Raw genomic sequence first — 26,034 nt, forward strand, 5'->3', positions numbered from 1 at the left:
ATCAATTCATCTCAAAGGAACCCACATCGGGGTTCTATCATTCAAGCTCTACTGGCTTAAATCGGCACACTGTTGAGTTCTCAAACAACACACGCTCATCGAAATCCATCGCCGGAAAGGGCGACCTCATCCGAGGCTGGTATTGCCTAGCAAGTTTTTGTTCGCCAGAGCGACCAGACCCGCGCCGGATCCAGTGGATCCTTGCTGGGAGGTCTTCCTGGCAACGCCGCAGAACGTTACCCGGTTCGTTTCGCGGTGTCAACCCGCTCGACCCGGTGGAAGTTCTGACTCCGGGAACCTTAGCAGATCCTGGAGTTCGTCTTCCGAGTCCGTCCCCGCCAGGCTCTTGCGTCCTGTTCCGTCCGGCGCTCCGTGCGACATGGAGAAAGTTACTGGGTTGCCGATTCGGAAGTCAAATCGGCTGGTCAGCGCCCTGCGGCCGGTCGCAGCCACAGCGTGCGCAGCACCCCGGAGGACACCTCCGGGAGGAGTTCGTCGACCTCGCTCGCGCGGTCGTCGCCCAGCCGCGCCAGCTCGTAGCCCCACGTGCGGAACTCGCGCAGGACGACCGCGGGGTCATCGCCGAAACCGCTGGTCAGCGGCCCGTCGAAGGCCAGGATGACGTTCGGCCGGTCCTTGCGCAGACGGCGCACGAGACCCGCCAGGGCCCGGTGTCCGAGGCCCGGAATGTCCACTTTCACGACCGACAGCCGCTGCCCCTTGATGGCTTCCAGCGCGTCGAGCTCGCGGTCGAGCCGGACGCCCTGGACCGCGAACTCGGTTTGTGTGTCCGTGGTCACGTTCTCCGGATCTTGGAGCCGCACGCCGAAGCCGCCGCCCATCGCGGGTGCGCCGACGAGCTCGGCCTGCGCGTCCCAGGCCGCTGCCTCCAGCACCAGCAGGCGCTCGCCGACCAGGTCCGACACGTTCTCGGATACGTTGTGCCGCAACAGTTTCACCGCGTCCGGGTCCGGCTCGACGACGACCACGGTGCCGCTGGTGCCGAGGCGGCTCAGCACCCGGATCGCGTGGTAGCCGACGTACGCGCCGACGTCGAGGAAGACGCTGTCGGGCTCGATGAGCGAGTCGACCAGCTCGGCGACGTCGGGTTCCCAGACGCCGTTGCTCGACAGGACCGCCGACATGACGCTGTCCTGCGCGGGGAGCCGGAGCAGGCCCGCGTCGCAGAGCACCGGGGCGCTCGGCACGTCGACCGAAACCACTCGTTCGTGTTGGCGGACGATCACCCGGCGGAGTGCGTCGGTCGCGCGTAGGGCCTGGTCAGCGGCCCACGAGCCCTGCGCGACGCGGCTCTCGGACTCCAGTTGCCTGCTGGCGAGCCTGGCTTCCAGCGCGTCCATCCTGGCCGTGTTCGCCGCCAGCGCCTCGGTCAGTCTCCGGACCTCGTCGGACGCGACGCCGATACCCGCGACTTCGCGCGCGGACACCTCGCGCACCTGCGCGGCGACCTCACCGACCTCGCGGCTGTTCCCCGCGACGTCCCCGCGCAGTCGGACCACTTCCTCGCCCGCAGCGCTGACTTGCTTGCCGAGTTGGGTCATCCGTTCCACGACCAGGTCGAGGTCTGCGCGCAAGAGGTCCGCGTCGAGGCCCGCACCCGCCGTAGTGAGTTTTTCCTGGCGTTCGACCAGCTCAACCGCTGTGCGCTCTATGCCGTCGATGAGCGATGCGAGCACGGAGGTCAGGTGGGCGTCGTAGTGCGCCAGGACGCGCAAGACCGCGCGTCGTAGTTGCGGCGCCATCGGGATCTTGTAGCCGACTTCGGTGTCCGGTCGGCGGTGCAAGGCGTGCCTGGCGGCGCGTAGTGCGCGCAGGGGGTCGTCTTCGGTCGCGGACGCCAGTGCGCGTCCCGCGCGCCAACTGCGGTAGGCGAGTTCCACGCGTCTACGGACCGCCGCGCCCGCTGCGGTCGGCGAGAGGTGTTCGAGCACGTGGGTGCGCGCGGCGGAACCGACTTTGTCGGCGGTGGCGTTGTCGTCGGCCAGGTCGCGGATGGCCCCCGCGACCATGGTGTCCGCGGCGAACTCGTCGACCGGTAGCGGTACGCAGCAGTCCGGTCCTAGCAGCTCAACGGCGGTGCCGCCCGTGATGGTGATCGTCGGTACGCCGCGCAACGCGGTCTCGGCGAGCCACCTGGTGGCGTGGGCGTTGTCCGGCTGGCCGCGGCCGTGGATGGACACCGCCCAGGTCGCGGCGTCGGTCGCGGCGCGGAACGTGGACTCGTCGATGACCAGCCGCACGCGCGGGTCCCCGGCGGCGCGCAATCGGAGCCTTTCGGCTTCCTCGGAGCGCGCGGCGGACGTGGGGACCAGGAGCACCAATCGCACGTCGTCGCGGTTGGGGAAGGCTGCGGTGAACGCGGCGAGGACGTCGTCGGCGCGGTCGGCGATGGCCGCGAAGGTGGGTTCGTCGCCGATGCCGAGCCGGTGCCGGGCCTCGTCGCGGGCGACCTCGTCGCGGGCACCCGGGTCGGGTACGGGTAGCGGGACGATGTGCGTGGCCACGCCGTCCGGTGCGGGCGCGGGTGCGGGCCAGACCAACCAGCGCTCGTCGACGCGGAACGGGATCGACGCGAGTTCGTCGCGGACGGCGATGACGTGCCGTTGCCGTGGGATGCCGGAGATCCCGTTGCAGGTCAGCACCACCGGGTAGATCGGTTCGTCGGAGATGGGGAGCCCGGAGGCCTCGACCGCCAGTTTGACCCGGTCGGCGAAGGGGCCTGATCCGACGACGGATACGCCGATCTGGTCTATCAGGGTCACGTCGACGCCGTGTTGTCCCGGTACCGCGCGCGGGTGCAGTCGACCGGTCAGGACGGCGTCGGTGGCGCACCAGTCGCGGTAGCCGGCGGAGTCCTCGCCGAAGGGTTCCGGATAGCGTTTCCGCAGTTCAGGGTCGTCCTGCCAGACGGCGACGGCCCATCTGGTCGCGTCCGGCGCTTCGGGGGATGCCGCACAGGCCCACCGCAGGAACCCGGCCGGATCCGCGTCTACCGCCGGTGGCTTGTCCTTACCGGCACGCGCTGCGCGGTAGGCGGCGCGGAGCGTTGGTGGGAAGACCGTGCCGTCGGCGAGCTTGGCGAAGCGTGTAGTGGGCTGCGGGGTGTCTTCGTCGAGTTCGGCGACGTAGTCCGTGCAAATGCGGGCAAGCAGCGGGTGTTCGGAAAGCAGTACCCGCGGGTGGTCGGTGATGTCCGCGGTCAGCAGCCAGGGGCGCTCGGGATCGAGGCCCGCGAAGTTGGCGGTGCGCAGGACCGTCCCGCCTGCGGTTAGGCGGCGTTGGGCATCTTGGGCAAGAGGGCGCTGCGCGGCGTTCCACCGCGATAGGCCCAACCCGGGGTCACGCAGTACCCGGTGGTCGACCATAGCCGGTGCGCCGTCGAGGAACGCACCCGCGCGCGCGGGGTCGGCGAGGCAAACCTCCGCCCAGGAGTGCAGGAACGGTTCCGCGCCGTGGGTCGCGGCGAGGAAACCCTCGTCGTAGATGCCCGCAGCGAGCAATTCGGCCTGTTCGGGGCGCAGACCGTCGGCGGGCAACGGGCGCAAGACCTTGGGGATGAGCACGACAGCGGCCTCGCGCAGCGCGGCGGTGATGCTGTCGGTCAGGGGTGCGTAGACGCGGACCCACGGGTCGAGGTAGAGCACGGGGTGCGGTTCGCGGTCGAGCAGCCACTCCAGCAGGCGGGGCCGCAGCACCGCGCAGGCTTCGGCCGCGGTGTGGCCGGTGGCCAGCACGGACAACTCGTCGGCGCCCAGCCCCAGGTCGGCGGGGCGGACGAAGCTCCCGGCGCCGTCGACCGGGGCCTCGCCGTCGACGAGCAGCGTGACGAACCGGGAGCCGGGGTGGTGGTCGAGGAACGTCCGCGCCGCGACCCGCGCGGCGGGCAGGTCCGCGACGGGCACCGCCGTACAGGCGATGAGGGTGGTCGCGGCGTCTGGGGACACGTCGGGCACCGCGCCAACCTAACGGCTCTTGGGGCCCGGGTGTGCCACCCAGTCGAGGGAAGTTGACCTCGTCGCGTGATCATCTCCACGCTCGACCTGGGTTAGTGGCACTGGCACGCCGATCCGCGGCTTAGAGCATCGGCAGGAGTGTCCGGAGCTCGTAGGGGGTCACGCTGCGCCTATAGGTGTCCCACTCGGTGCGCTTGTTGCGGAGGAAGTAGTCGAAGACGTGCTCCCCGAGGGTCTCCGCGAGGAGTTCGGAGTTCTCCATCTCGGCCAGGGCCTCACCGAGGTTCTGCGGCAGGTTCGCGTACCCGGCGGCGCGGCGTTCGGCGTCCGAGAGGGACCAGACGTCGTCCTCGGCGGCGGGTGGCAGCGAGTAGCCCTCGGCGACGCCCTTGAGGCCGGCGGCGAGGATGACCGAGAACGCCAGGTACGGGTTGCAGGCGGAGTCCAGTGAGCGGATCTCGACCCGGCGCGAGGACGCCTTGCTCGGCGAGTACATCGGGACGCGGACGAGGGCGGACCGGTTCGCGTGTCCCCAGCAGACGGCCGTGGGCGCCTCCCCACCGACGATGAGGCGCTTGTACGAGTTGACCCACTGGTTGGTGACCGCGGAGATCTCGCGCGCGTGCTTGAGCAGACCGGCCACAAAGGCCTTACCGGTCGCGGACAGCTGGTAGGGGTCCTCGTTGTCGTAGAAGGCGTTGCGGTCGCCTTCGAACAGGCTGACGTGGGTGTGCATACCGGAGCCCGGTTGGTCGGAGAAGGGTTTCGGCATGAAGGACGCGAAGACGCCCTGGGTTAGCGCTACCTCCTTGACCACGTACCGGAAGGTCATCACGTTGTCGGCCATGGTGAGGGCGTCGGCGTAGCGCAGGTCGATCTCCTGCTGACCGGGCGCGCCCTCGTGGTGGCTGAACTCCACCGAGATGCCCATGGCCTCCAGGGTCTCGATGGCGTGCCTGCGGAAGTGCGTCGCGGTGGCGTGGCTGGCCTGGTCGAAGTAGCCGCCGTTGTCCGCCGGGGTGGGTTCGCTGCCGTCGTCCGGGAGGTTGTTGAGCAGGAAGAACTCGATCTCCGGGTGCACGTAGCAGGTGAACCCGGCCTCGCTGGCCTTCGACAGCGTGCGGCGCAGCACGTGCCGCGGGTCCGCCCAGGACGGCGAGCCGTCGGGCATGGCGATGTCGCAGAACATGCGGGCGGAGTAGGGCTCGCCGTCGGGGGTCTCCCAGGGCAGGACCTGGAAGGTGGCCGGGTCCGGTTTGGCGATCATGTCCGATTCGTAGACCCGGGAGAACCCCTCGATCGCCGAGCCGTCGAACCCGATGCCCTCGGCGAAGGCGCCCTCCAGCTCGGCGGGCGCGACCGCCACCGACTTCAGGAAGCCGAGCACGTCGGTGAACCACAGCCGGACGAACCGGATGTCGCGCTCCTCGAGCGTGCGCAGGACGAACTCTTGCTGGCGATCCATGTGCGCAGCGTAGACATCAACTGGCCGTGCGCGCCTTACCGAGCCCGTGTGACGTGATCCGCAGTGAGACCACCGTGGCCACGGCGCACAACGCGCCCGCCGCGTACCAGGCGAGGTCGTAGCTGCCCAGGTGGTCGCGGGTGAGTCCGGCGGCGCTCGCGGCCACCCCGGCGCCGACCTGGTGGGCGGCGAAGACCCAGCCGAACACGATCGGGCCGTCGGTGCCGAACACCCGGCGACAGAGCGCGACCGTCGGCGGGACGGTGGCCACCCAGTCGAGGCCGTAGAAGACGATGAACGCCCACATGGGTGGATCGGCGGTGGCGGCGAACAGGTTGGGCAGGAAGAGCAGGGAGATGCCGCGCAGCGCGTAGTAGGTGGCGAGGAGGTAGCGCGGGTCCACGCGGTCGGTGAGCCAGCCGGAGAAGACGGTTCCTGCGACGTCGAAGAGGCCGATGACCGCTAAGAGGCTCGCGGCGGTCGTAGTGGGCATTCCGTGGTCGTGGGCGCCGGGGACGAAGTGGGTGGCGACGAGGCCGTTGGTGGTGGCTCCGCAGATGGCGAACCCGCCCGCGAGCATCCAGAAGGTGCGGTTGCGCACGGCTTCGCGGAGGACGGTGAGTGCTCGTAGTGCGCCTCGGTTGGTGGTGGGGCGTGGTAGGTCCTCGGTGGCCCCGTAGGCGAAGGTGCCCACGTCGCTGGGGTGGTCTCGTAGTGCGATGAGGACGAAGGGCACGACGGTTAGCGCTGTCCCGGCGATGACCAGCGATGCCGTGCGCCAGCCCGAGTGGGTGGCGAGGTTGGCGACGACCGGCAGGAAGACGAGTTGCCCGGCGGCGCCCGCGGCGGTGAGCACGCCGCTGACCAGGCCCTGGTGGCGGACGAACCAGCGGGAGGTGACGGTCGCGACGAAGGTCAGCGCCATCGCCCCGGTGCCGACGCCGACGAGCACGCCCCAGCACAGCAGCAGGTGCCAGGTGGTGGTCATGAAGACCGTGAGCCCGCTGCCCGCTGCGACCAGCACGAGCGCGACAGCCACTACGCGGCGCATGCCGAGCCGTTCCATGAGGGCGGCGGCGAAGGGCGAGATGAGTCCGTAGAGGACGAGGTTGACGCTGATCGCCGCCGAGATGGTGGCGGTGGACCAGCCGAACTCGGCCTTCAGCGGGTCGATCAGCACGCCCGGCGCCGCGCGGAAGCCTGCGGCGCCGACCAGGGCGACGAACGCCACGGCCGCCACGAACCAGGCCCGGTGCACGCGCGGGGCTCGATCGGTACTGGTCGCGGCGGTCGCCGATTCATCCGTCTGGGTCACGCCGGCCAGCCTGCGACATCGGTCCACTGTGGCCTAGTGGCCTGATTGCCAACATGTGAAAGAATCCGGCCATGACGCATCGGGTGGCGGTGCTGGCCGTGGGCGAGGCGGTCGGCTACGACCTGGAGATCCCGCCGCTCCTGCTCGGCGCGGCGAAGACCGCGGACGGCACGCCGCTCTACGAGGTGCTGATCTGCGGGGTCGACGCGGAGCCGGTGCGGATGACCACGGGGTTCACCGCGGTGCTCGACCACGGCCCGGAGGTGCTGGAGACCGCGGACACGGTGATCGTGCCGGGAACGCGCTCCCCCGGGCCGCGCCTGCACGGGACGCTGCCGGGGCCGCTGGCCGCCGCGCTGGCCCGGATCCGACCGGGTACGCGGGTGATGTCGATCTGCACCGGTGCGTTCGTGCTGGCCGCTGCGGGGCTGTTGGACGGGCGACGGGCCACTACGCACTGGAAGTTCGCCGACGACTTCCGCGCGCTCTACCCGGCCGTCGACCTCGACCCGGACGTGCTGTTCGTCGACGGCGGCGACGTGCTGACCTCGGCGGGGCTGAGCGCGGGGGTCGACCTGTGCCTGCACGTGGTGCGCACCGACTTCGGCAGCGAGGTGGCGAACCGGGCCGCGCGCTACTGCGTGGTGCCGCCGTGGCGGGAGGGCGGGCAGTCGCAGTTCATCGACCGGCCGCTGCCCGCGGGCGGGTCGGACGGGGTGGCGCCGACGCGCGCGTGGGCGCTGGACCGGTTGCACGAGCCGCTGGAACTGGCGGCGCTGGCCGGGCACGCGTCGATGAGCGTGCGCACGTTCTCGCGGCACTTCCGCGCGGAGACCGGGCTGTCGCCGGGGGCCTGGCTGGTGCAGCAGCGGCTGCGGCGCGCCCGGCACCTGCTGGAGAACACGGACCTGCCGGTGGACCGGGTGGCCGCGCAGTCGGGGCTGGGCACGTCGGCGTCGCTGAGGCAACACCTGCGTGCCGCGATCGGTGTCGCTCCGCTCGCGTACCGGCGCACGTTCCGGCCCGACAGCCGGTCGGACTGAGCGAAACCGCTGGTCAGAAGCGCGACAGCGGCTCCCGGTGAACGCCGGTCAAGCGGTCGGTGGCGGCCTGTGGATAACTTCGTTCGGCCTCAGGCGCCGCCGCCTACGATCTCCGCCATGGGCATTCGCCGAGTGGTACTGGGTTTGGGAAGTCTCGCGCTCGTGGGCGCGCTGGTGGCGGGCTGCTCGTCCGACGATTCGGGCGGGGGTGGCGGCACGCTGCCGGACGGCGCCGCGCTGCTGCGGGACGCGTCGGCCGCGACGAAGAACGTCAAGAGCGCGCACTTCGCGTTGAAGGTCAACGGGACGGTGGCCGCGATCCCCGTGCAGAACGCCGAGGGCGACCTCACCCGTGAGGGCGGTGGGTCCGGCGCGGCCAAGGGCACGGTCCGGCTGACCCTGATGGGTCAGCTGATCGAGGGCGAGTTCGTGCTGGTCGACGACTCGCTCTACATCAAGGGCCCGACCGGCGGGTTCACGAAGTACCCGTCCGCGATCACCTCGCGGATCTACGACCCGTCGACGATCCTCGACCCGGACAAGGGCATCGCCAACGTGCTGGCGAAGGTGCAGGAGCCGCGCACGGAGGCGGCGGAGACCGTGGACGGGGCGTCGGCGTACCGGGTCAAGGGCAAGGTGGCCAAGGACGTGGTGTCCGCCGTGGTGCCGGGCGTCAGCGCCGACGTGGACGTCACGCTGTGGGTGCGGCAGGACAACAAGCAGCCGGTGAAGGCGTCGGTGGCGTTGCCGGACAACGCGAGCGTCGACCTGTCGCTGTCCGATGTGGACAAGCCTGTGACGATCACCGCGCCATGAGGTCCGCGAACCGCACCATCGCCATCAGCGCGGGCGGGCTCGCCGTGCTGCTGGGCGCGCTGGACACCTACGTGGTGGTCAGCGTCATCCGGCAGATCATCGACGACCTGCAGATCCCGGTGAACCGCCTGGAGCGGGTCACCCCGATCGTCACCGGCTACCTGCTCGGCTACATCGCCGCGATGCCGCTGCTCGGCCAGGCGTCCGACCGGTTCGGGCGCAGGCCGCTGCTGCAGCTGTGCCTGCTGGGGTTCCTGGCGGGCTCGGTGGTCACGGCGCTGTCCGGCGACCTGTCCGTGCTGGTCGCGGGCCGGGTCGTGCAGGGCGTGGCCAGCGGCGCGCTGCTGCCGGTGACCATGGCGCTGGCCGCCGACCTGTGGGACGAGCGCAAGCGGTCAACGGTGCTGGGCACCGTGGGCGCGGCGCAGGAGCTGGGCAGCGTGATCGGCCCGCTCTACGGCGTCGCCCTGGCCGCGCTGCCGCTGTGGTCCAGCGCCTTCGGCATCACGGGGTGGCGCGGGGTGTTCTGGGTCAACGTGCCGCTCGCGGTGCTGGCGATGGTCGCGGTTCACCGCACGGTGCCCGCCCGGGCGGCCACCGGCGAACGGGTGCGGGTCGACGTCGTGGGTGGTTCGCTGCTCGCGGTGGCGCTCGGGCTGGCGGTGGTCGGGCTCTACAACCCGGACCCGCGCAATTCGGTGCTGCCGTCGTGGGGTCTGCCGCTGCTGATCGCGGCCCTGGTGGCTTTCGTGGCCTTCCTGCTGTGGGAGCGCCGCGCGCGCACCAAGCTGATCGACCCGGCGGGCGTGGCGATGCGCCCGTTCCTGGCCACCCTCGCGGTGTCGGCGGCGGCGGGCGCGGCCCTGATGGTCACCCTGGTCGACGTCGACCTGTTCGCCCAGACCCTGCTGGGCAAGGACGACGAGGGCGGCGTCCTGTTGCTGCTGCGGTTCCTGGTGGCGCTGCCCGTCGGCGCCCTCCTCGGCGGCCTCCTCGCCGCCCGCTTCGGCGAACGGCTCGTGTCGGTCGTCGGCATGGCCGTCGCGGGAGCCGGATACCTGCTGATGGCGAACTGGCCGCAGGACCCCCTGACCGCCACCGGCCTCCTGGGCCTCCCCCGGCTGGACACCGACCTGGTGATCGCGGGCCTCGGCCTGGGCTTGGTCATCGCCCCCCTGTCCGCCGCCGCCCTCCGCGTGGTCCCGGCCCAACGCCACGGCGTCGCCTCGGCGGGCGTGGTCGTCGCGCGGATGACCGGCATGCTGGTCGGCATCGCGGCCCTGTCGGCCTGGGGCCTGCACCGCTTCCACAGCCTCACGGCGACCCTGAACGTGCCGCTGCCGTTCGGCAAGGACCCGGAGGTCGCGGCCAAGGAGATCGCCGACTACCAATCGGCCCTCAAGGGCGCGCTGCTCACCCAGTACACGGAGATCTTCCTGATCACCGCCGTGGTCTGCTTCCTGGGTGCGGCCGTATCCCTCCTGATCAGCCGCGCCCGCCACTCAGACGAGCCACCCTCCGCGGTCCCCTTATCCGCCACCGCTTCCACCTGACCGCGGGCGTGGGTCGCCGGGGGTGATCAGTGCCCGATGAGAAGCCCATTCAGCTTCTGCGGGTCGGACTAGGGACAAATACCGTTGGCGGTGGGATCGCGCGCCGGGATCATGGCCTCCATGTGGACTGCTTCGGCGCGGCGACGGATCGGTGGGTTCGAGGAGCGGTTCGCTCGGGCCCAGGCCAGTTCGGTGGTCGAGCTGGGGTGGGGGTACGGCCTGCTGCAGCGGGACTTCCTCGCCTCCTGGCACCACAACCGGATCGTCGTCACCGGGCCCGTCGACGCCGCCGAGGTGGTCGCGGCGGCGGACGAGGTGTTGGGCGGGGCCGGGGCCGCGCACCGGTTGGTGCAGTTCAACAGCGACGCCGCGGGCGACGCGGCTGCCGGGGTGTTCTCGGCGGCCGGGTACCAGGTGCACGAGCGGATCGTCGCGATGCTGCACTCCGGGGTGTTACCCGCGCGGGTGCCGAACCGGGTCGAGTCGATCCCGTTCGCGGAGCTGCGCCCCTCCCTGATCCGCGACTGGCGGGCCGACTACCCGGACGACACCGACGAGCAGATCGCCCAGTTGGCCGACCGGGTCACGCTCTACCAGCGCGGCGCGGACGTCTCCTTCCTCGGCATCCGCGACCGCGACGGCGAGGTCCTGGCCCGGGGCGAGCTGTACGTCGCCGACGGCGTCGCCCAGTTCGAGAACGTCATCACCCGCCCCGAGAGCCGGGGGTTGGGGTTGGGGCGCGAGCTCGTCGCGGAGGCCCTGCACCGGTCCCGGGACGCGGGCGCGGACCTGTGGTTCCTCATCGCCCAGGCCGTGGACTGGCCCCGGGGCTGGTACCGGCGCATGGGCTACCTGGACGGGCACCAGGTGCACGCCTACCAGCGCACACCCTGATCACCCCGCGCGGCACTCGATGTCGGCCAGGGGCGCGCGCAGGTCGATCAGGTAGGTCGAGCCCGCGTCGTCGACGCAGGAGTTGCCGCCGCCCAGGAAGACCGTGTGCTGGTCGCCCACGTAGGTGATCAGGCGGGCCTTGAGGGCCTTGGCGAGGGTGACGCCCGACTCGTAGGGGGTCGCCGGGTCGCCGGTGGTGGACACGACCACGACCTCGGGCAGGCCGTCGACCTTGGGCTGGTGCGGTTCGCTGGTGTTGGGCACGGGCCAGAACGCGCACGTGTCGAGGGTTGGGATGGTCGGTTCGCTCGGGTCGGCCATGAACATGTCCTTGGACGCCTCCGCGACCTTGCGGGCGTTCTCCTCGACCTTCGCCCGGTCCGTCGTGCGGGGGTCGTCCACGCAGCGCACGGCGGTCAGCGCCGCCATGGTGTCTCGGTACTCGCCCTGTTCGGAGCGGCCCAGGTACTCGTCGGCCATCTCCAGCAGGGTGCCGCCGTCGCCCTTCGCCAGTTCGTTGATGGCGCGTTCGAGGCGGGTCCAGCTCAGCTGGGAGTACAGCGCGGAGGCCATGGCGATGCCCGCGTCGGAGTACGAGAGCTTGCGGTCGCCGACCGCGAGCGGCGCGTCCCGCAGCGGGCGGAGCAGCTTCGCCAGCTCGGGCTCGGTCTTGACCTGGCACTTCTCCCGCGCCGCGCACCAGCCGAGGAAGGTCTTGAACGCGTCGTCGAAGCCCCTGGCCTGGCGGATGCTCGCGTCGACCGGGTCGGCCAGCGGGTCGACGGCGCCGTCGAGGACCATGGCGCGCACGTTCCCCGGGAACGCCTCGGCGTACGCGGTGCCGATCCGGGTGCCGTAGGAGTAGCCGACGTAGGTCAGCTTCTCCTCGCCCAGCGCCGAGCGCAGGACATCCATGTCGCGCACCACGTCCCTGGTGCCGATGTTGGCCAGCACCTCGGTTCCGCCGCTGCGCTCGGTGCACCTGGCGACGAAGTCCTTGTTGCTCGCCTCGACCTGCGCGACCTCCTTGCGCTCCGGCGCGGAACGCTCGGCGTCGGTCTCGGCGGCGTTGCGGCAGCGCACGCGCGGCTCGCTGAGACCGACACCGCGCGGGTCGAAGCCGATGAAGTCGAACCGCTTGCCCAGTTCGCGGTCCTTGACCACGAACCCGAGGGTGGCCGCGGTGTTCATCCCCGAGACACCGGGACCACCCGGGTTCATGACCAGCGCACCGACCCGGTCCGGGCCGGTGGCGGCGCGGCGGAGCACGCCGATGGTGATCGCGCGGCCGTCGGGCTTGGCGTAGTCGAGCGGCACGGTGAGGCGGGTGCACAGGATGCCGGTCACCGCGTACGCCGCGCGGCTGTCCTCGTCGTAGGCCAGCGGCGGGCAGTCGGTCCAGTTCAGCGGCTGGCCGTAGAAGCGCTCCAGCCCCGCGGGCACCGGGCCCTTCGGACCGCGCTGCTCGAGCTGACCCGCACTCGGCGCGCCGTCGACGACGACGGTGCAGGAACTCAGTGTTACGGCCGCCAACAGCGGTGTGACCAGCGGAAAGCCGCGGGAGATGCGCACGGCGCAATGGTGCCAGGCGGCAGTTCGATCAGGGCGAGCAGCGGGTGCCCTCGGCGGGCAGGACGAGGTCGGCGAGGTAGGCCGACCCGGCGTCGTCGACGCAGCGGTGGCCCTGCAGGAACGCGGTGTGCTGGGTGGCCTCGTAGGTCAGCAGCCGCCCGCCGAGCGCCTTGGCCAGCGCGACGCCCGCGTCGTAGGGCGTGGCGGGGTCGCCCGTGGTGGAGATGACCAGGACCGGCGCCAGGCCGGTGGCCGTCGGCAGGTGCGGGGTGCTGGTGTTGGGCACCGGCCAGAACGCGCAGGCGTCGAGGCTGTCGGTGGCCGCGGCGCCGTCGTCGAGGAACGGGGCGGCGGTCTTGTAGGCCTGTTGTGCCTCCAGGACGACCGCCCGGTCGGTGATCGGCTTGTCGTCGACGCAGCGCACGGCCGTGAACGCGTCCTGGGTGGTCGTGTACCTGCCGTCGCGGCCGCGCTCCAGGTAGAGGTCGGCCAGCGCCATGAGGGTGCGGGCGCGGTTCTGCTTCAGCTCGTTGAGCCCGGTGTTGAGCGGCTCCCAGAGCTGCTCGGAGTACAGCGCCTGGGTGACGCCGGTGGTGGCGTCGGAGAACGACAGGCGCCTGCCGTCGCCCACCTCGACCGGGCGCTTGGCCAGCGGCCGGACCAGGTCCTGGTACGCGGTCTGCGCGCGGGTCGCGTCGCGGCCGAGCGCGCAGTCCTGCCGCTGCGCGCACCAGGCCACGAAGTCGTCGAACGCGGACTGGAAGCCGCGGGCCTGGGCGACGAGCTCGTCCACGCTGTCCTGGTCGGGGTCGAGGGCGCCGTCGAGGACCATGGCCCGCACGTTCCCCGGGAAGGCCTCCGCGTAGGTGGTGCCGATGCGGGTGCCGTAGGAGTAGCCGAGGTAGCTGAGCTTCTCCTCGCCCAGGGCCGAGCGCAGCACGTCGAGGTCGCGGGCCACGTCGCGGGTGCCGAGGTTGGCCAGCATCGCCGCGCCCTTGCCGGTGCGCTCGGCGCACTTGGCGGCGTAGTCCTTCTCCTCGGACTCGACCTTGGCGACCCCGGCCGCGGAGGTGTCCAGCTCGTCGTCGTCCGCGCGGTCGGCGTCGCGCTCGGCGTCGGTCAGGCAGCGCACGGTGGGTTCGCTGGACCCGACGCCGCGCGGGTCGAAGCCGATGAAGTCGAACCGCTGGTTGAGCGCGCCGACGCCGGAGAGCCGGGCCGCCGTGGCCAGACCCGCGGCGCCGGGACCACCCGGGTTGACGATCAGCGAGCCGATCCGGCGGTCGCCGTCGGCAGCTGATTTGCGCAGGACGCCGATGGTGATGGTGTCGCCGTCGGGCTCGGCGTAGTCGAGCGGGACCCGCAGGTGGGTGCACTGGACGCCCTTGGTCTGGCGCAGGGCCGCGGTGTCGTCGTCGGAGCGGCCGTAGCCGTCGCAGTTCGTCCAGGCCAGCTCCTGGCCGTAGAAACCGGACAGCCCGCCGGGCACCGCGCCGCTGGGCCCGCGCCGCTCGACCTGCGGTTCCTCGGGCTCCGACGAGCAGCCGACCGCGAGGACCAGCAGGATCACCAGGGCACTCGCAGGGCTCTTCCGCACCGCAGTGATCCTGCCGGCCGGATGCGGAACTCACCTGCCGTGCTGCACCGTTAGGTGGCAGGACGAGAATTGCGTCACCGTTCGAGGACGAGGGAAGAGGGACGACCGACGTGGCTGCGTTTCTGACACGGGTCAAGGGCGGGTTCCAGCGACTGCTGGAGCGCCCGTCGACCGTCGACCTCAAGCGGTACTCCGACGTGCTGACCTCGATCGAGTGGCGCGAGGAGCGGGTGGCGAAGCTGTCGGACGCCGAGCTGACCGAGGCCGCCGGGGAACTGCGGGACAAGCTGCGCGACAAGCCGGGCAAGCCGGACGCCCAGGCCATGGTCGAGCTGTGCGCGCTGGGCCGGGAGGCCTCGCGGCGGGCGCTGGAGCAGCGGCCGTACGACATGCAGCTGGTCGGCGCGATGGAGCTGCTGCACGGCCGGGTCGTGGAGATGGGCACCGGTGAGGGCAAGACCCTCGCGGGCGCGCTGGCCGCCGCCGGGTACGCGCTGCAGGGCCGGTCGGTGCACGTCATGTCGGTCAACGACTACCTGGCCCGGCGCGACGCCGAGTGGATGCGGCCGGTGTACGAGCTGCTGGGCGTGTCGGTCGGCTGGGTCGACCAGGAGTCCTCCGCCGAGCACCGGCGCGACGCCTACGGCCGCGACGTCACCTACGGCGCGGTCAGCGAGATCGGCTTCGACGTGCTGCGCGACCGGCTCTGCGTGGACCCCGAGGACCTGGTGCAGCGCACCCCGGACGTGGCGCTGATCGACGAGGCCGACTCGGTGCTCGTCGACGAGGCCAGGGTGCCGCTGGTGATGGCGGGCTCGACCGACGACAACCAGGGCGACCCCGAGGTGGCCGCGGTCGTGCGGACCCTGCGCCCCGGCCAGCACTACGAGCGCGACGAGGACAACCGCAACGCGTGGCTGACCGGCCGCGGTGCCAAGGTCGTGGAGAAGGCCCTCGGCGACATCGACCTCTACTCCGGCGACCACTCCGACCGGCTGGCCGCGGTGAACGCCGCCCTGCACGCGCACGCCCTGCTCCAGCGGGACGTCGACTACATCGTCCGGGACGGCAAGGTCCACCTGATCAACACCTCCCGGGGCCGGATCGCCCTGCTCCAGCGCTGGCCGGACGGGCTGCAGGCGGCGGTCGAGGCCAAGGAGCGGCTCAAGCCGACCGAGAGCGGCGAGATCCTGGACTCCATCTCGGTGCAGGGCCTGGTCGGCCGCTACCAGCGGGTGTGCGGGATGACGGGCACGGCCCAGGCGGTGGCCGAGCAGCTGCGGGAGTTCTACGAGCTGAAGGTCTCGGTGATCCCGCCGAACAAGCCGTGCGTCCGCGAGGACGAGGCCGACCGCGTGTACGACACGATCGACCACAAGGAAACGGCGCTGGTCGCGGAGATCGTCGCCCAGCACGAGACCGGGCGCCCGATCCTGGTCGGCACCATGGACGTCGCCGAGTCCGAGCGCATCGCCGAGAAGCTGACGGCGGCCGGTGTGTCCAGCGTCGTGCTGAACGCGAAGAACGACGCCGAGGAGGCCGCGATCGTGGCCGAGGCGGGCGCGTTGAACGCGGTGACGGTGTCGACGCAGATGGCCGGTCGCGGTACCGACATCCGGCTGGGCGGGGCGGAGGGGACCTCGGACGACCACGACAAGGTCGCCGAGCTGGGCGGTCTGTACGTGATGGGGTGCGGGCACTACCCGAGCAGCCGGTTGGACAACCAGCTCCGGGGCCGGTCGGGGCGCCAGGGCGACCCGGGCGGGTCGGTGTACTTCACCAGCCTGACCGACGACCTGGTCACGCAGTACGCGCCGGACGCCACCGCGGGCACCGAGGCAGACGACGACGGCCGCCACGACGACCCGACGTCCCGCCGGTTCATCGAGCACGCGCAGAAGGTCGCGGAGGGCGTCAACATCGACATCCACCGCAACACGTGGCGCTACACCCGCCTGATCGAGCACCAGCGCGGGCTGGTGCTGGCGTATCGGGATGACGTGCTGCACACCGACCTCGCGGCCAAGCAGCTCGCCGAGCGGCTGCCGGACCGGTGGAAGGAGCTGGGCGAGGACGTCGAGGAGGACGTGCTGGCCCGGGCGGCGCGGCACGTGGTGCTGTTCCACCTCGACCAGCGGTGGTCGCTGCACTTGGCGTTCCTGTCGGACGTCCGGGAGACGATCCACCTGCGGGCGCTGGCGCGCGAGACCCCGATCGACGAGTTCCACCGGGCGGCGATCGCGGAGTTCCGGGGGCTGTTGAAGGAGGTTGGGGACTCGGCGGTGGAGACGTTCGAGGAAGCGACGATCACGGCGGACGGGTTGGACCTGGAGCAGGCCGGGCTGCGGCGGCCGACGTCGACGTGGACGTATCTGGTGCACGACAACCCGTTCGACTCGGACGCGGAGCAGGCGTTGCAGCGGGTCCGGGCGATGTTGAAGAAGGTGAAGACGGCGAAGCGGGCGTGAGCTGGCGACGGCTGAGCGTTGCGTGAGCTGGGCGCGTTGGGTTTGTCCGGCTGTTCGCGGAAAAGATGGGCGGCCTTGATTGAGTGAACTTGCTTTGCGCGGGGCCCCTGCGAGCCTGCGGTGGGGAAGAGCGGCGGGATGGACAAGCCACCCCACCCGCCGGAGAGCTTGGGCAGACTCGCTCCCCCACGCAAAGCAAGTCCACCCAATCAAGGCGTATGACGGGGGCGCGTCGCGTTCTGGGGGGGCTTGGGCTCAAGCGGCGGTTGAGGGGTGGGTCCGGACAAGAGCGGCGAATTGGCGGGTCTGTCGGGCAGGCTGCCGGGACCAGGTCAGGCGGTTGGGCGGGCGGGGCGCTGGCAGTCGGGCAGTCGAAGAGCACGTCACATAGCGAAGTCGCGGAGTGCGGGTGGGTGCGGTGGACGGCTCGCGGCGCTTCCTCTCCTGCCTTTCACCCTGCCGTTCGGCGCTGGTGCCGCGCAGGCAAGCTCCACCCCCGGTGCCGACATCTATCGTGTTCCAAACGGTGGCGGGTCTGACTCCCGTCACATTTTCGCCTCCCAGGCGAAAACATGGTGGAGGATGGTGGCATGCCGCAGCTTCGGATCGCACTCGCGCAGGTCAACCCCACGGTTGGGGACTTGGGGGGCAACTCGGCCATGGTGTCCGCCTGGGTTCGGCGGGCCGTGGAGGGTGGGGCGCACCTGGTGGTGTTCCCCGAGATGGTGTTGACCGGGTACCCGGTGGAGGACCTGGCGCTCCGGGAGTCCTTCGGGGTCGGGTCGCGGGCGGCGCTGCGGGCGTTGGCGAGGGACCTGGCCGACAACGGGTGCGGTGACGTTCCCGTCTTCGTCGGCTACCTCGACCTCGACGAGGTCGGGCCGCGCAACGCCGCCGCCGTGCTGCACGGCGGCGAGATCGTGGCCCGGCAGTACAAGCATCACCTGCCCAACTACGGCGTGTTCGACGAGCGGCGCTACTTCAAGCGCGGGCACGGCCTCGACATCGTCCGCGTGCGCGGGCTCGAGGTCGGCGTGGTGATCTGCGAGGACATCTGGCAGGAGGGCGGCCCGATCGCCGGGCTCGGGCGGGCCGGGGTCGACCTGGTCGTCTCCCCCAACGCCTCCCCGTACGAGCGCAAGAAGGACGACGCCCGGCTCCCGCTGGTCGCGCGGCGGGCCGGTGAAGCCGGGGCGCCCCTGGTCTACGTCAACCAGGTCGGCGGTCAGGACGACCTGGTCTTCGACGGCGACTCCATGGTCGTCGGCACCGACGGCGCGTTGCTGGCGCGGGCGCCGCAGTTCGTCGAGCACCTCATGCTGGTCGACCTCGACCTGCCCGGGGGCGCGGGCAAGACCGATGTCGCCGTCGACGACGAGTTCACCGTCCGGCGCGTGACCGTCTCCGATGAGCCCGTGGCTGCCTACGAGCCGCAGTACCCGCCGACCATCGCCGAGCCGCTGTCCGACGAAGCCGAGGTGTGGGCCGCGCTGGTCACGGGCCTGCGCGACTACGCGCAGAAGAACGGCTTCCGCTCGGTCGTGCTCGGCCTGTCCGGCGGTATCGACTCCGCGGTGGTCGCCGCCCTCTCCGTGGACGCGCTCGGTGCGGACGCGGTCTACGGGGTGTCCATGCCGTCGGTCTACTCCTCCGACCACTCGCGCTCGGACGCGGCCGACCTGGCCGAGCGGACCGGGCTGCACTACAGCGTCCAGCCGATCGCCGCGATGGTGGACGTCTTCGTCAACCAGCTCGGGTTGACCGGTCTCGCCGAGGAGAACGTGCAGGCGCGCTGCCGCGGCGTGACGCTGATGGGGCTGTCCAACCAGCACGGGCACCTGGTGCTGGCCACCGGCAACAAGACCGAGCTGGCCGTCGGCTACTCCACGATCTACGGCGACGCCGTCGGCGGGTTCGCGCCCATCAAGGACGTGCCGAAGACGCTGGTCTGGGAGTTGGCCCGGTGGCGCAACGCCGAGGCGGAGAAGCACGGCGAGACCCCGCCGATCCCGGAGGACTCGATCAGCAAGCCGCCGTCGGCGGAGCTGCGGCCGGGGCAGATGGACTCCGACTCGCTGCCCGACTACGCGCTGCTCGACGCCGTGCTCGACGACTACGTCGAGGGCGACCGCGGTTACGAGGACCTGCTCGCCGCCGGGTTCGCCCCGGAGGTGGTGGACAAGGTCGTGCGGCTGGTCGACCGGGCCGAGTACAAGCGCCGCCAGTACCCGCCGGGCTCGAAGATCAGCTTCAAGGCGTTCGGCCGCGACCGCAGGCTGCCGATCACCAGCGGCTGGCGGGAAGGCGCGAAGCTCCCCGAGTGAGCCGGGAGCGGGCGCGGGCCGGACGGCGGGAGCACGGGACAGCGGCGCGGGTGACAGCGAGACTTCGTCGTCACCCGCGCCGCTCGTTCACCGGTTAGTGTCTCCTCGTGGACTCCACGGCGGGCGAAACCGAGGGATCGGGGATCGACTTCGCGCGCGTGCGCCGCGAGTTCGCGCTGGCGGAGCAGTTCCCCGCAGCCGCGCTCGCCGAGGCGGAGGAGGCGGTGTCCGACGGGCCGCGCGGCGACCGCGAGGACGCCACCGCCATCCCTCTAGTCACTATCGACCCGCCCGGCGCCAAGGACCTCGACCAAGCCGTGTGCATCGAGCGGCGTGGTGCGGGTTATCGCGTCCACTACGCAATCGCGGACCTGGGCGCGTTCGTAGTACCCGGAGGCGCCCTCGACGCCGAAGTGCGTAAGAGGGGCCAAACCATCTACCTGCCCGACGGCAACGTCCCCCTGCACCCGACAACGCTGTCCGAGGGTGCCGCGAGCCTCTTGCCCGACCAGACCACCCCCGCCGCGCTGTGGACGATCGACCTCGACCCGGCAGGCGAACCGACGTCCGCGCGCGTCCGCCGGGCGTGGGTCCACTCGGTCTCCCAGTTCGACTACGAGACGGTGCAGGCCGCCATCGACGCGGGCACCCCGCACCCGTCCGTCGCGCTGCTCAAGGAAGTCGGCAAGCTGCGCCGGGCGGCGGCGCTCACCCGGGGCGCGGTCGAGCTGCAACTGCCCGAGCAGGACGTCGAACCGCACGGCGACCAGTGGCGGCTCGTGGTCCGCACGCGCACCTCGGTCGACGCGTGGAACGCCGAGATCTCCCTGCTCACCGGCATGTGCGCGGCCCGGATCATGCTCGGCGCGGGCATGGGTGTGCTGCGCACCCTGCCCGACCCCGACGACGCCGCCGTCGAGTGGCTGCGCCGCTCCGCGAAGGCGCTGGACATCCCGTGGTCGCGCGAGACCAGCACCGCGCGCCTGCTGGCCGGGCTCGACCCGGCCTCCCCCGCCGCGCTCGCGCTGTTCATGGACGCCACCCGGCTCCTGCGCGGCGCGGGCTACACGGCGTTCGACGGCACCCTGCCCGCCGTCACCACGCACGCGGGCATCGCCGCCCCGTACGCGCACGTCACCGCCCCACTACGGCGGCTGGTCGACCGGTTCGGCACCGAGATCTGCCTGGCCGTGTGCGCCGGTGAGCCGATCCCGGAGTGGGTCCGGGCGGCGCTGCCCGAGCTGCCGGAGCTGATGGAGCGTTCCGACGGCGTGGCCGCCAAGGTGGCCAGGGCGAGTCTGGACCAGGTCGAGGCGTGGGTGCTGGAGAGCCAGGTCGGCGCCGAGTTCGACGCGGTCGTGCTGCGCGCCGAGGCGACCACCGCGGAGATCTTCATCGCCGAACCGCCGGTGCTGGGCCGGTGTGCGGGCGAGGGGCTGCGGGAAGGCGAGTCGGTGCGGGTGCGGCTGGTGGCCGTCGACCCGTCGCGCCGCCGGGTGGCCTTCGAGCGCGCTTGATTCGCCGCTCGGCGAACGCGGCGGTGCGACGAGCGGTAAGCGGACCGCCCGCTCGCTACGGTGCCGTGGGAGGCCGCCGACGGGGCGGACCACCGGTGGAGGGATCGACGTGACGGAGTTGGGACAGCTCAAGGTCGGCGTGCTCGGCGGGACCGGCCCGCAGGGGCGCGGTCTGGCCCTGCGGTGGGCCGGGGCGGGCATCCCCGTGGTGCTCGGCTCGCGCTCGGCGGAGCGGGCCGCGGCCGCCGCCGGTGAGCTGCGGGCGGCCGCGGGCGTCGAGCACGTGACCGGGCTGGACAACGCGGGCTGCGCGGCGGACGCGGACGTGGTGCTGGTCGCGGTGCCCTGGGAGGGGCACGGCGAGCTGCTGGCCGGGCTGCGCGACGAGCTGGTCGGGAAGATCGTCATCGACTGCGTGAACCCGCTGGGCTTCGACAAGCAGGGCCCGTACGCGCTGGCCGTCGAGGAGGGCAGCGCGGCCCAGCAGGCCGAGCAGCTGCTGCCGGACTCGCGGGTCACCGCCGCCTTCCACCACGTCTCGGCGGTGCTGCTCGGCGACCTGGCGGTCGCGGAGGTCGACATCGACGTGCTGGTGCTCGGCGACGACCGCGAGGCCACCGACACCGTGCGCGCGCTGGCCGACGCCATCCCCGGCATGCGCGGCGTCTACGGCGGCAGGCTGCGCAACGCCCACCAGGTCGAGGCGCTCACGGCGAACCTGATCGCGGTGAACCGCCGCTACAAGACCCACGCGGGCGTGCGGGTCACGGGGGTCTGACGGGTGCGCGACGACCTCGGCACGGAGGTCACCGGTCCGGTCACCCGCGTGGTGAGCCTGGTGCCGTCGTTGACGGAGGCGGTGGCGGTGTCCGCGCCCGGGGTGCTCGTCGGCGCCACCGACTACTGCACGCACCCATCCACTCTGGACGTACCGAGGGTCGGCGGCTCGAAGTTCCCGACGGTGGCCGCGATCGAGGAGTTGCGGCCGGACCTGGTGGTCGCCAACACCGAGGAGAACCGGCTAGCGGACGTCGAGGCGCTGCGCGCGGCCGGGATCGCGGTGTGGGTGATGGAGGCGCCGGTCAGCGTGCCCGCGGGTATCGAGTCGACGGCGCGGCTGCTGGCCGCGCTCGGGGCCGAGCCTGCGTGGCTGGGCGAAGCCCGGGAGGTCTGGGCCTCGACGGCGCCCGTGCGGGCCGCGGCGGTCGTGCCGGTGTGGCGCAAGCCGTGGGTGGTGGTCGGTCGGGACACCTTCGCGGGCGACGTGCTGCGGCGGTTGGGCGTGGTCAACGCCTACGCCGAGCACGCCGACCGGTACCCCCGACCGTCGTTGGACGAGCTGAACGCGACGTCGGCCGACCTGGTGGTGCTGCCCGACGAGCCGTACGCGTTCACCGCCGACGACGGGCCGGGTTTCTTCCCCGGCAAGCGGGCCGCGCTGGTCGTCGGCCGCTACCTGACCTGGTACGGGCCGTCGCTGGTCGAGGCCAGGACCGAGCTGGACCGGGCGATCACCGCCGCGTTGACCTGACTCCGGCGGTCAGCCCGCCGGCCGGAACTCGTCGGTCGCGGCCCGCAGCGCCTCCAGCACGCCCGGGTCGCCGGTCGCGTGACCGGCCTGCGGGACGATCGCCAGCCGGGCGTCCGGCCACGCCTGGCGCAGCTCCCACGCGCTGGTGGGCGGGCAGACGACGTCGTAGCGGCCCTGGACGATGCGGCCGGGGATGCCCGCGAGGCGGGGCGCGTCGCGGAGCAGTTGGCCCTCGTCGAGCCAGCCGCCGTGGGTGAAGTAGTGCAGCGCGATCCGCGCGAACGCCACCGCGAACACCGGGTCGGCGTACTGGGCGACCAGGGCCGGGTTCGGCACGAGCGAGACCGTGGCGCCCTCCCAGGTGCTCCACGCGACCGCGGCCCTGGTCCGCACGTCCGGGTCGGGGTCGGTGAGGAGCCGCTGGTAGGCCGCCAGCGGGTCCGCGCCGGGTGGGACCAGCGCGCGGAAGTCGTGCCAGGCCTCGGGGAAGATCGCGCCCGCGCCGCCGCGGTAGAGCCAGTCCAATTCGGACTCGCGAAGCAGGAACACGCCGCGCAGCACCAGTTCGGTCACCCGCTCCGGGTGGCGCTGGGCGTAGGCGATGGCCAGCGTGGCACCCCACGAGCCGCCGAGGACCAGCCACCGGTCGATCCCCAGGTGCGCGCGCAGCCGCTCCAGGTCGGCGACGAGGTGCCAGGTCGTGTTGGCCGTCAGGTCCGCGTCCGGGTCGCTCACGTGCGGGACGCTGCGGCCGGAGCCGCGCTGGTCGACGAGCACGATCCGGTAGGCGGCGGGGTCGAAGTGCCTGCGCTGGACCGGGTTCGTGCCCGCGCCGGGGCCGCCGTGCAGCACGACCGCGGGCTTGCCGTGCGGGTTGCCGCTGACCTCCCAGTAGAGCCGGTGGCCGTCACCGACGTCGAGCAGGCCGCGGTCGTGCGGTTCGATGGCCGGGTAGAGAGAGGTCATGCGCCCATGCTGCCCGAGCGCCTATGGTCGGCGACATGGCAGCACAGTTCGGCAAGGAGACCTCGACGGGCGGCGCGTTCGTCCGCCAACCCAACGCCTTCACCGACCGCGTCACCGCGGACGGCTCGTCGGGTCGACGCCCGGAGGCGGGCCGGTACCGGCTGATCGCGTGCCTGGCGTGCCCGTGGGCGCACCGGGCCATCATCGTGCGCGGCCTGCTCGGCCTGGACGGGGTGATCTCGCTGGGCCTCGTCGACCCGATCCGCGACGACCGCGGCTGGCGGTTCACGCTGGCCGAGGACGGGCGCGACCCGGTGCTGGGGATCGAGTACCTGGCGCAGGCGTACCGCGCGACCGACCCGGACTTCGGCGGACGGGTGACGGTGCCCGCGATCGTCGACGTGGAAACGGGGAAGGTCGTCACCAACGACTACCCGCAGATCACGCTGGACTTCTCGACGGAGTGGGCGGAGTTCCACAAACCGGACGCGCCGGACCTGTACCCGGCCGACCGGCGGGCGGAGATCGACGCCCTGATCGAGCCGATCTTCCACAACGTCAACAACGGCGTGTACAAGGCCGGGTTCGCGACATCGCAGGAGGCTTACGAAGCGGCCTTCACCGCGTTGTTCGCCGAACTGGACACCCTCTCCACGCGTCTTGAGACGTCCCGGTACCTGCTCGGCGACCGGATCACGGAGGTGGACATCCGCCTGTTCACCACCCTGGTCCGCTTCGACGCGGTGTACCACGGCCACTTCAAGTGCAACCGGCAGAAGCTGGCCGAGATGCCGACTTTGTGGGCCTACGCCCGCGACCTGTTCCAGACGCCGGGCTTCGGCGAAACCGTGAACTTCGACCACATCAAACGCCACTACTACGCGACCCACGACCAGATCAACCCGACCAGGATCGTCCCCCTGGGCCCGGACGAATCGGTTTGGCAGGAACCACACGGCCGAGGCTGAGCGGGGCGTCCCACCCGCCTCCAACTCACCGTCCACGGCTCCATCCACATGACCCGGAGTTGTCCAAAGGCCAACGGCGACGGCCAGTTTCACGACCGCGCCGCGATAGAATTGAAAATAGGGGTTCCCCTATTGCGGGAGACCCCTCGCGGGCGTTTACCGGAGAGACGGCCCGATGTGCCGCGCATCTAGCTCAAACCCGTGTTGTGGGCGGCCAAGGCGCGGCCCGCACGGCCATTCCCCGTTCGGCGGCACGATGCGGGACGTGGCGACGCAGCCGGAGGTCCCGGTGCCCGCCCGGGTGGGCGGGCACCGGGATCCGGCTCAGTGGAAGGCGTGTTCGGGGGCGGGGAACTCGCGGCCCCGGACGTCGTCGGCGAAGGCCTTGGCGGCGCCCAGCAGGACGTCGGCGACGTTCGCGTAGCGCTTGACGAAGCGGGGGGCCTTGGCGCGGCGCAGGCCTGCCATGTCCTGCCACACCAGCACCTGGGCGTCGCAGTCCGGGCCCGCGCCGATGCCGACCGTCGGCACCCGCAGTTCGTGGGTGACGCGTTTGGCGACCTCGGCCGGGACCATCTCCATCACGACGGCGAAGGCGCCCGCGTCCTGCAGGGCCACGGCGTCGGCGACGACGGTGTCCCCGGTGTCGCCGCGTCCTTGCACGCGGTAGCCGCCGAGGTTGTGCTCACTCTGGGGGGTGAACCCGATGTGGCCCATCACGGGGATGCCCGCGGTGGTGATCGCCCGGACGTGCGGGGCGAAGGCGGCGCCGCCCTCCAACTTCACGGCGTGCGCCCGGCCCTCCTTCATGAAGCGGATCGCGGTGGTGACCGCCTGTTCAGGTGACACCTGGTAGGAGCCGAACGGCAGGTCGGCTACCACGAGTGCGCTCTTGGTGGCCCGGGTGACCGAGCGGACCAGCGGCAGCAGCTCGTCCACGGTGACCGGGAGCGAGGTGTCGTAGCCGTAGACGTTGTTGGCGGCGGAGTCGCCGACCAGCAGGACCGGGATGCCCGCCTCGTCGAACAACTCGGCGGTGTACATGTCGTACGCGGTGAGCATGGGCCACGGCTCGCCGCGGTCCTTGAGCTCCTGCAGGTGGTGCACGCGGACGCGCTTGCGGGGGTTGCGGCCCGGCTTCGCGGGTCCGGTTCCGTACGGGGCGTCGACCTCGGTGGTGTGCTCAGCGGACATGGCTGGGTTGCACCGTCCTTCCCTCAAGGCCCACGTCGTCGTGGGTCCCTGGGTATGCGCGGATGGGGCTTGCCAACCCAGCGTCGCACCGCGCCGCACGCCCTTCCAGGGCGTTGGGACCGACCTCACAGCCAGGCCGTCAGTCGTCGTCGGAGTCCCAGGCGCGGTCGGCCGCGTCGGCGGCCTTGGTCCGCTCGCGGGCGGTCTGCAACGCTCGTTCGGCTGACGCCCGGTCGGGGTACGGACCGAGCAGGTCGACCGCGCGGCCCCTGGTGCCGTGCTCGACCTGGTTGGTCTTGGTGTTGTAGTACCAGCCGGGGTCCGGGTTGTTGTCCTCGCTCATAGCAACACCTAACCCCAGTTGGGTGACTGCTGCACCGGGAAGCCGCGCGGCGGGGTGTCCTGGTTGGCGTTCATGTGCTGGCTGGGGATCGGGTCGAGGCAGGAGACCAGGACCTCTTGGCGCTCGGGGTTCTCGATCCGGCGGCCGTTGCGCTCGCGGTAGACGAGTTCGCCGTCGGCGTCGATCTCCACCATGCACCCGACCTCGGCCAACTGGTCCTCGTCCAGGTCGACCAGCCGCTCTCGGCGGGAGGGCACCACGCGGTACTCCGGCCAGTCGAGGTGGGCGTAGACCTGGTGGAACTCGTGCAGCAGGTGGACCATGTGCTGCTGCCACGGCAGCGGCATCGCCTCGGCCAGCGAGCGGGGCAGCACCACGTAGCCGTCGCTCACCCCGGGCCGGGGGCCACCACTGGCCAGGAAATCGCGGACCGGGGCGGCGGAGGCCGGTGGTCCGGCGTGGCGGGGGATCGGGCCCGGTGGGTACATGTTCAT

Annotated in this window: 19 protein-coding genes; 10 read left to right on the forward strand and 9 right to left on the reverse strand. The window is 71.6% G+C overall.

The genetic code is table 11. The features are described 5' to 3' along the window. Positions 1-425 precede the first annotated feature (425 nt). From CLV40_RS31750 to CLV40_RS31760, 3 genes are all read right to left on the reverse strand, one after another. Positions 426-3,974: an FkbM family methyltransferase gene (locus tag CLV40_RS31750; RefSeq protein WP_104482708.1), complete on the reverse strand. Its 3,549-nt coding sequence runs from the start codon at positions 3,972-3,974 to the stop codon at positions 426-428. Between the two features lie 121 nt (positions 3,975-4,095). Beyond that, entirely contained in the window at positions 4,096-5,439 is a 1,344-nt protein-coding gene (gene glnA, locus CLV40_RS31755) for a type I glutamate--ammonia ligase (protein ID WP_104482709.1), read from the reverse strand. Positions 5,440-5,455: 16 nt separating this feature from the next. After that, positions 5,456-6,754 carry an MFS transporter gene (locus CLV40_RS31760; protein WP_181043862.1) on the reverse strand — a complete coding sequence of 433 codons (1,299 nt, stop codon included), beginning with the start codon at positions 6,752-6,754 and terminating at the stop codon, positions 5,456-5,458. Between the two features lie 71 nt (positions 6,755-6,825). Between CLV40_RS31760 and CLV40_RS31765 the strand changes: the two genes are divergently transcribed. The 4 genes from CLV40_RS31765 to CLV40_RS31780 all read left to right on the forward strand — a co-directional run bounded on the left by CLV40_RS31765 (position 6,826) and on the right by CLV40_RS31780 (position 11,060). Beyond that, complete coding sequence (locus CLV40_RS31765) at positions 6,826-7,797, forward strand: GlxA family transcriptional regulator (protein WP_104482710.1); 972 nt, start codon at positions 6,826-6,828, stop codon at positions 7,795-7,797. A 117-nt stretch (positions 7,798-7,914) separates the two neighbouring features. Beyond that, positions 7,915-8,613, forward strand: coding sequence for an LppX_LprAFG lipoprotein (locus CLV40_RS31770; protein WP_104482711.1), 699 nt, complete (start codon positions 7,915-7,917; stop codon positions 8,611-8,613). Then, positions 8,610-10,166 carry an MFS transporter gene (locus CLV40_RS31775; RefSeq protein ID WP_104482712.1) on the forward strand — a complete coding sequence of 519 codons (1,557 nt, stop codon included), beginning with the start codon at positions 8,610-8,612 and terminating at the stop codon, positions 10,164-10,166. The genes CLV40_RS31770 and CLV40_RS31775 overlap by 4 nt, the downstream gene beginning before the upstream one ends. A 120-nt stretch (positions 10,167-10,286) precedes the next feature. Further along, positions 10,287-11,060 carry a GNAT family N-acetyltransferase gene (locus tag CLV40_RS31780; RefSeq protein WP_181043863.1) on the forward strand — a complete coding sequence of 258 codons (774 nt, stop codon included), beginning with the start codon at positions 10,287-10,289 and terminating at the stop codon, positions 11,058-11,060. Here the strand turns inward: CLV40_RS31780 and CLV40_RS31785 are convergent, their stop codons facing one another. Both CLV40_RS31785 and CLV40_RS31790 read right to left on the reverse strand, forming a co-directional pair. After that, positions 11,061-12,632: an alpha/beta hydrolase gene (locus tag CLV40_RS31785; RefSeq protein WP_245931689.1), complete on the reverse strand. Its 1,572-nt coding sequence runs from the start codon at positions 12,630-12,632 to the stop codon at positions 11,061-11,063. It abuts the gene before it with no gap. Between the two features lie 28 nt (positions 12,633-12,660). After that, positions 12,661-14,229: an alpha/beta hydrolase gene (locus CLV40_RS31790; protein WP_104482714.1), complete on the reverse strand. Its 1,569-nt coding sequence runs from the start codon at positions 14,227-14,229 to the stop codon at positions 12,661-12,663. A 110-nt stretch (positions 14,230-14,339) separates the two neighbouring features. On the opposite strand from CLV40_RS31790, the gene secA2 reads away from it, so the two are divergent. The 5 genes from secA2 (at position 14,340) to CLV40_RS31815 (ending at position 22,069) form a co-directional block, all read left to right on the forward strand. Then, positions 14,340-16,697 (forward strand): accessory Sec system translocase SecA2, encoded by a 2,358-nt coding sequence (gene secA2, locus CLV40_RS31795; RefSeq protein WP_104482715.1) that lies wholly within the window; start codon positions 14,340-14,342, stop codon positions 16,695-16,697. Positions 16,698-17,287: 590 nt separating this feature from the next. After that, on the forward strand, positions 17,288-19,021 hold the full coding sequence (locus CLV40_RS31800; protein WP_104482716.1) for an NAD+ synthase: 1,734 nt from the start codon (positions 17,288-17,290) through the stop codon (positions 19,019-19,021). Between the two features lie 107 nt (positions 19,022-19,128). After that, entirely contained in the window at positions 19,129-20,538 is a 1,410-nt protein-coding gene (locus CLV40_RS31805) for an RNB domain-containing ribonuclease (protein WP_104482717.1), read from the forward strand. 103 nt (positions 20,539-20,641) lie between these two features. Beyond that, a complete protein-coding gene (gene npdG / locus CLV40_RS31810; RefSeq protein ID WP_374066431.1) occupies positions 20,642-21,316 on the forward strand; it encodes an NADPH-dependent F420 reductase in 675 nt (224 codons plus the stop codon). Between the two features lie 3 nt (positions 21,317-21,319). Continuing rightward, on the forward strand, positions 21,320-22,069 hold the full coding sequence (locus CLV40_RS31815) for a helical backbone metal receptor (RefSeq protein ID WP_104482719.1): 750 nt from the start codon (positions 21,320-21,322) through the stop codon (positions 22,067-22,069). Between the two features lie 9 nt (positions 22,070-22,078). On the opposite strand, the gene pip is transcribed toward CLV40_RS31815, so the two are convergent. Then, positions 22,079-23,035, reverse strand: coding sequence for a prolyl aminopeptidase (gene pip / locus CLV40_RS31820; protein WP_104482720.1), 957 nt, complete (start codon positions 23,033-23,035; stop codon positions 22,079-22,081). A 35-nt stretch (positions 23,036-23,070) separates the two neighbouring features. Here pip and CLV40_RS31825 point away from each other — a divergent pair, with 35 nt between their 5' ends. Next, positions 23,071-24,003 carry a glutathione S-transferase family protein gene (locus tag CLV40_RS31825; RefSeq protein WP_104482771.1) on the forward strand — a complete coding sequence of 311 codons (933 nt, stop codon included), beginning with the start codon at positions 23,071-23,073 and terminating at the stop codon, positions 24,001-24,003. Between the two features lie 324 nt (positions 24,004-24,327). On the opposite strand, the gene panB is transcribed toward CLV40_RS31825, so the two are convergent. The 3 genes from panB to CLV40_RS31840 all read right to left on the reverse strand — a co-directional run bounded on the left by panB (position 24,328) and on the right by CLV40_RS31840 (position 26,034). Further along, entirely contained in the window at positions 24,328-25,197 is an 870-nt protein-coding gene (gene panB / locus CLV40_RS31830) for a 3-methyl-2-oxobutanoate hydroxymethyltransferase (protein ID WP_104482721.1), read from the reverse strand. 139 nt (positions 25,198-25,336) lie between these two features. Continuing rightward, entirely contained in the window at positions 25,337-25,540 is a 204-nt protein-coding gene (locus CLV40_RS31835; RefSeq protein WP_104482722.1) for a hypothetical protein, read from the reverse strand. A gap of 8 nt (positions 25,541-25,548) precedes the next feature. Next, positions 25,549-26,034, reverse strand: a complete 486-nt coding sequence (locus CLV40_RS31840; protein ID WP_342752322.1) for a hypothetical protein — start codon at positions 26,032-26,034, stop codon at positions 25,549-25,551.

Source organism: Actinokineospora auranticolor (genome assembly GCF_002934265.1).
Classification (GTDB): Bacteria; Actinomycetota; Actinomycetes; order Mycobacteriales; family Pseudonocardiaceae; genus Actinokineospora; species Actinokineospora auranticolor.

What these genes read in the sequence shown, in the direction of transcription:
- glnA (WP_104482709.1), bottom strand. Translation starts at nt 5,439, where the DNA reads ATGGATCGCCAGCAAGAGTTCGTCCTGCGCACGCTCGAGGAGCGCGAC.
- CLV40_RS31765 (WP_104482710.1), top strand. Translation starts at nt 6,826, where the DNA reads ATGACGCATCGGGTGGCGGTGCTGGCCGTGGGCGAGGCGGTCGGCTAC.
- CLV40_RS31770 (WP_104482711.1), top strand. Translation starts at nt 7,915, where the DNA reads ATGGGCATTCGCCGAGTGGTACTGGGTTTGGGAAGTCTCGCGCTCGTG.
- CLV40_RS31775 (WP_104482712.1), top strand. Translation starts at nt 8,610, where the DNA reads ATGAGGTCCGCGAACCGCACCATCGCCATCAGCGCGGGCGGGCTCGCC.
- CLV40_RS31780 (WP_181043863.1), top strand. Translation starts at nt 10,287, where the DNA reads ATGTGGACTGCTTCGGCGCGGCGACGGATCGGTGGGTTCGAGGAGCGG.
- CLV40_RS31800 (WP_104482716.1), top strand. Translation starts at nt 17,288, where the DNA reads ATGCCGCAGCTTCGGATCGCACTCGCGCAGGTCAACCCCACGGTTGGG.
- pip (WP_104482720.1), bottom strand. Translation starts at nt 23,035, where the DNA reads ATGACCTCTCTCTACCCGGCCATCGAACCGCACGACCGCGGCCTGCTC.
- CLV40_RS31825 (WP_104482771.1), top strand. Translation starts at nt 23,071, where the DNA reads ATGGCAGCACAGTTCGGCAAGGAGACCTCGACGGGCGGCGCGTTCGTC.
- panB (WP_104482721.1), bottom strand. Translation starts at nt 25,197, where the DNA reads ATGTCCGCTGAGCACACCACCGAGGTCGACGCCCCGTACGGAACCGGA.
- CLV40_RS31835 (WP_104482722.1), bottom strand. Translation starts at nt 25,540, where the DNA reads ATGAGCGAGGACAACAACCCGGACCCCGGCTGGTACTACAACACCAAG.
- CLV40_RS31840 (WP_342752322.1), bottom strand. Translation starts at nt 26,034, where the DNA reads ATGAACATGTACCCACCGGGCCCGATCCCCCGCCACGCCGGACCACCG.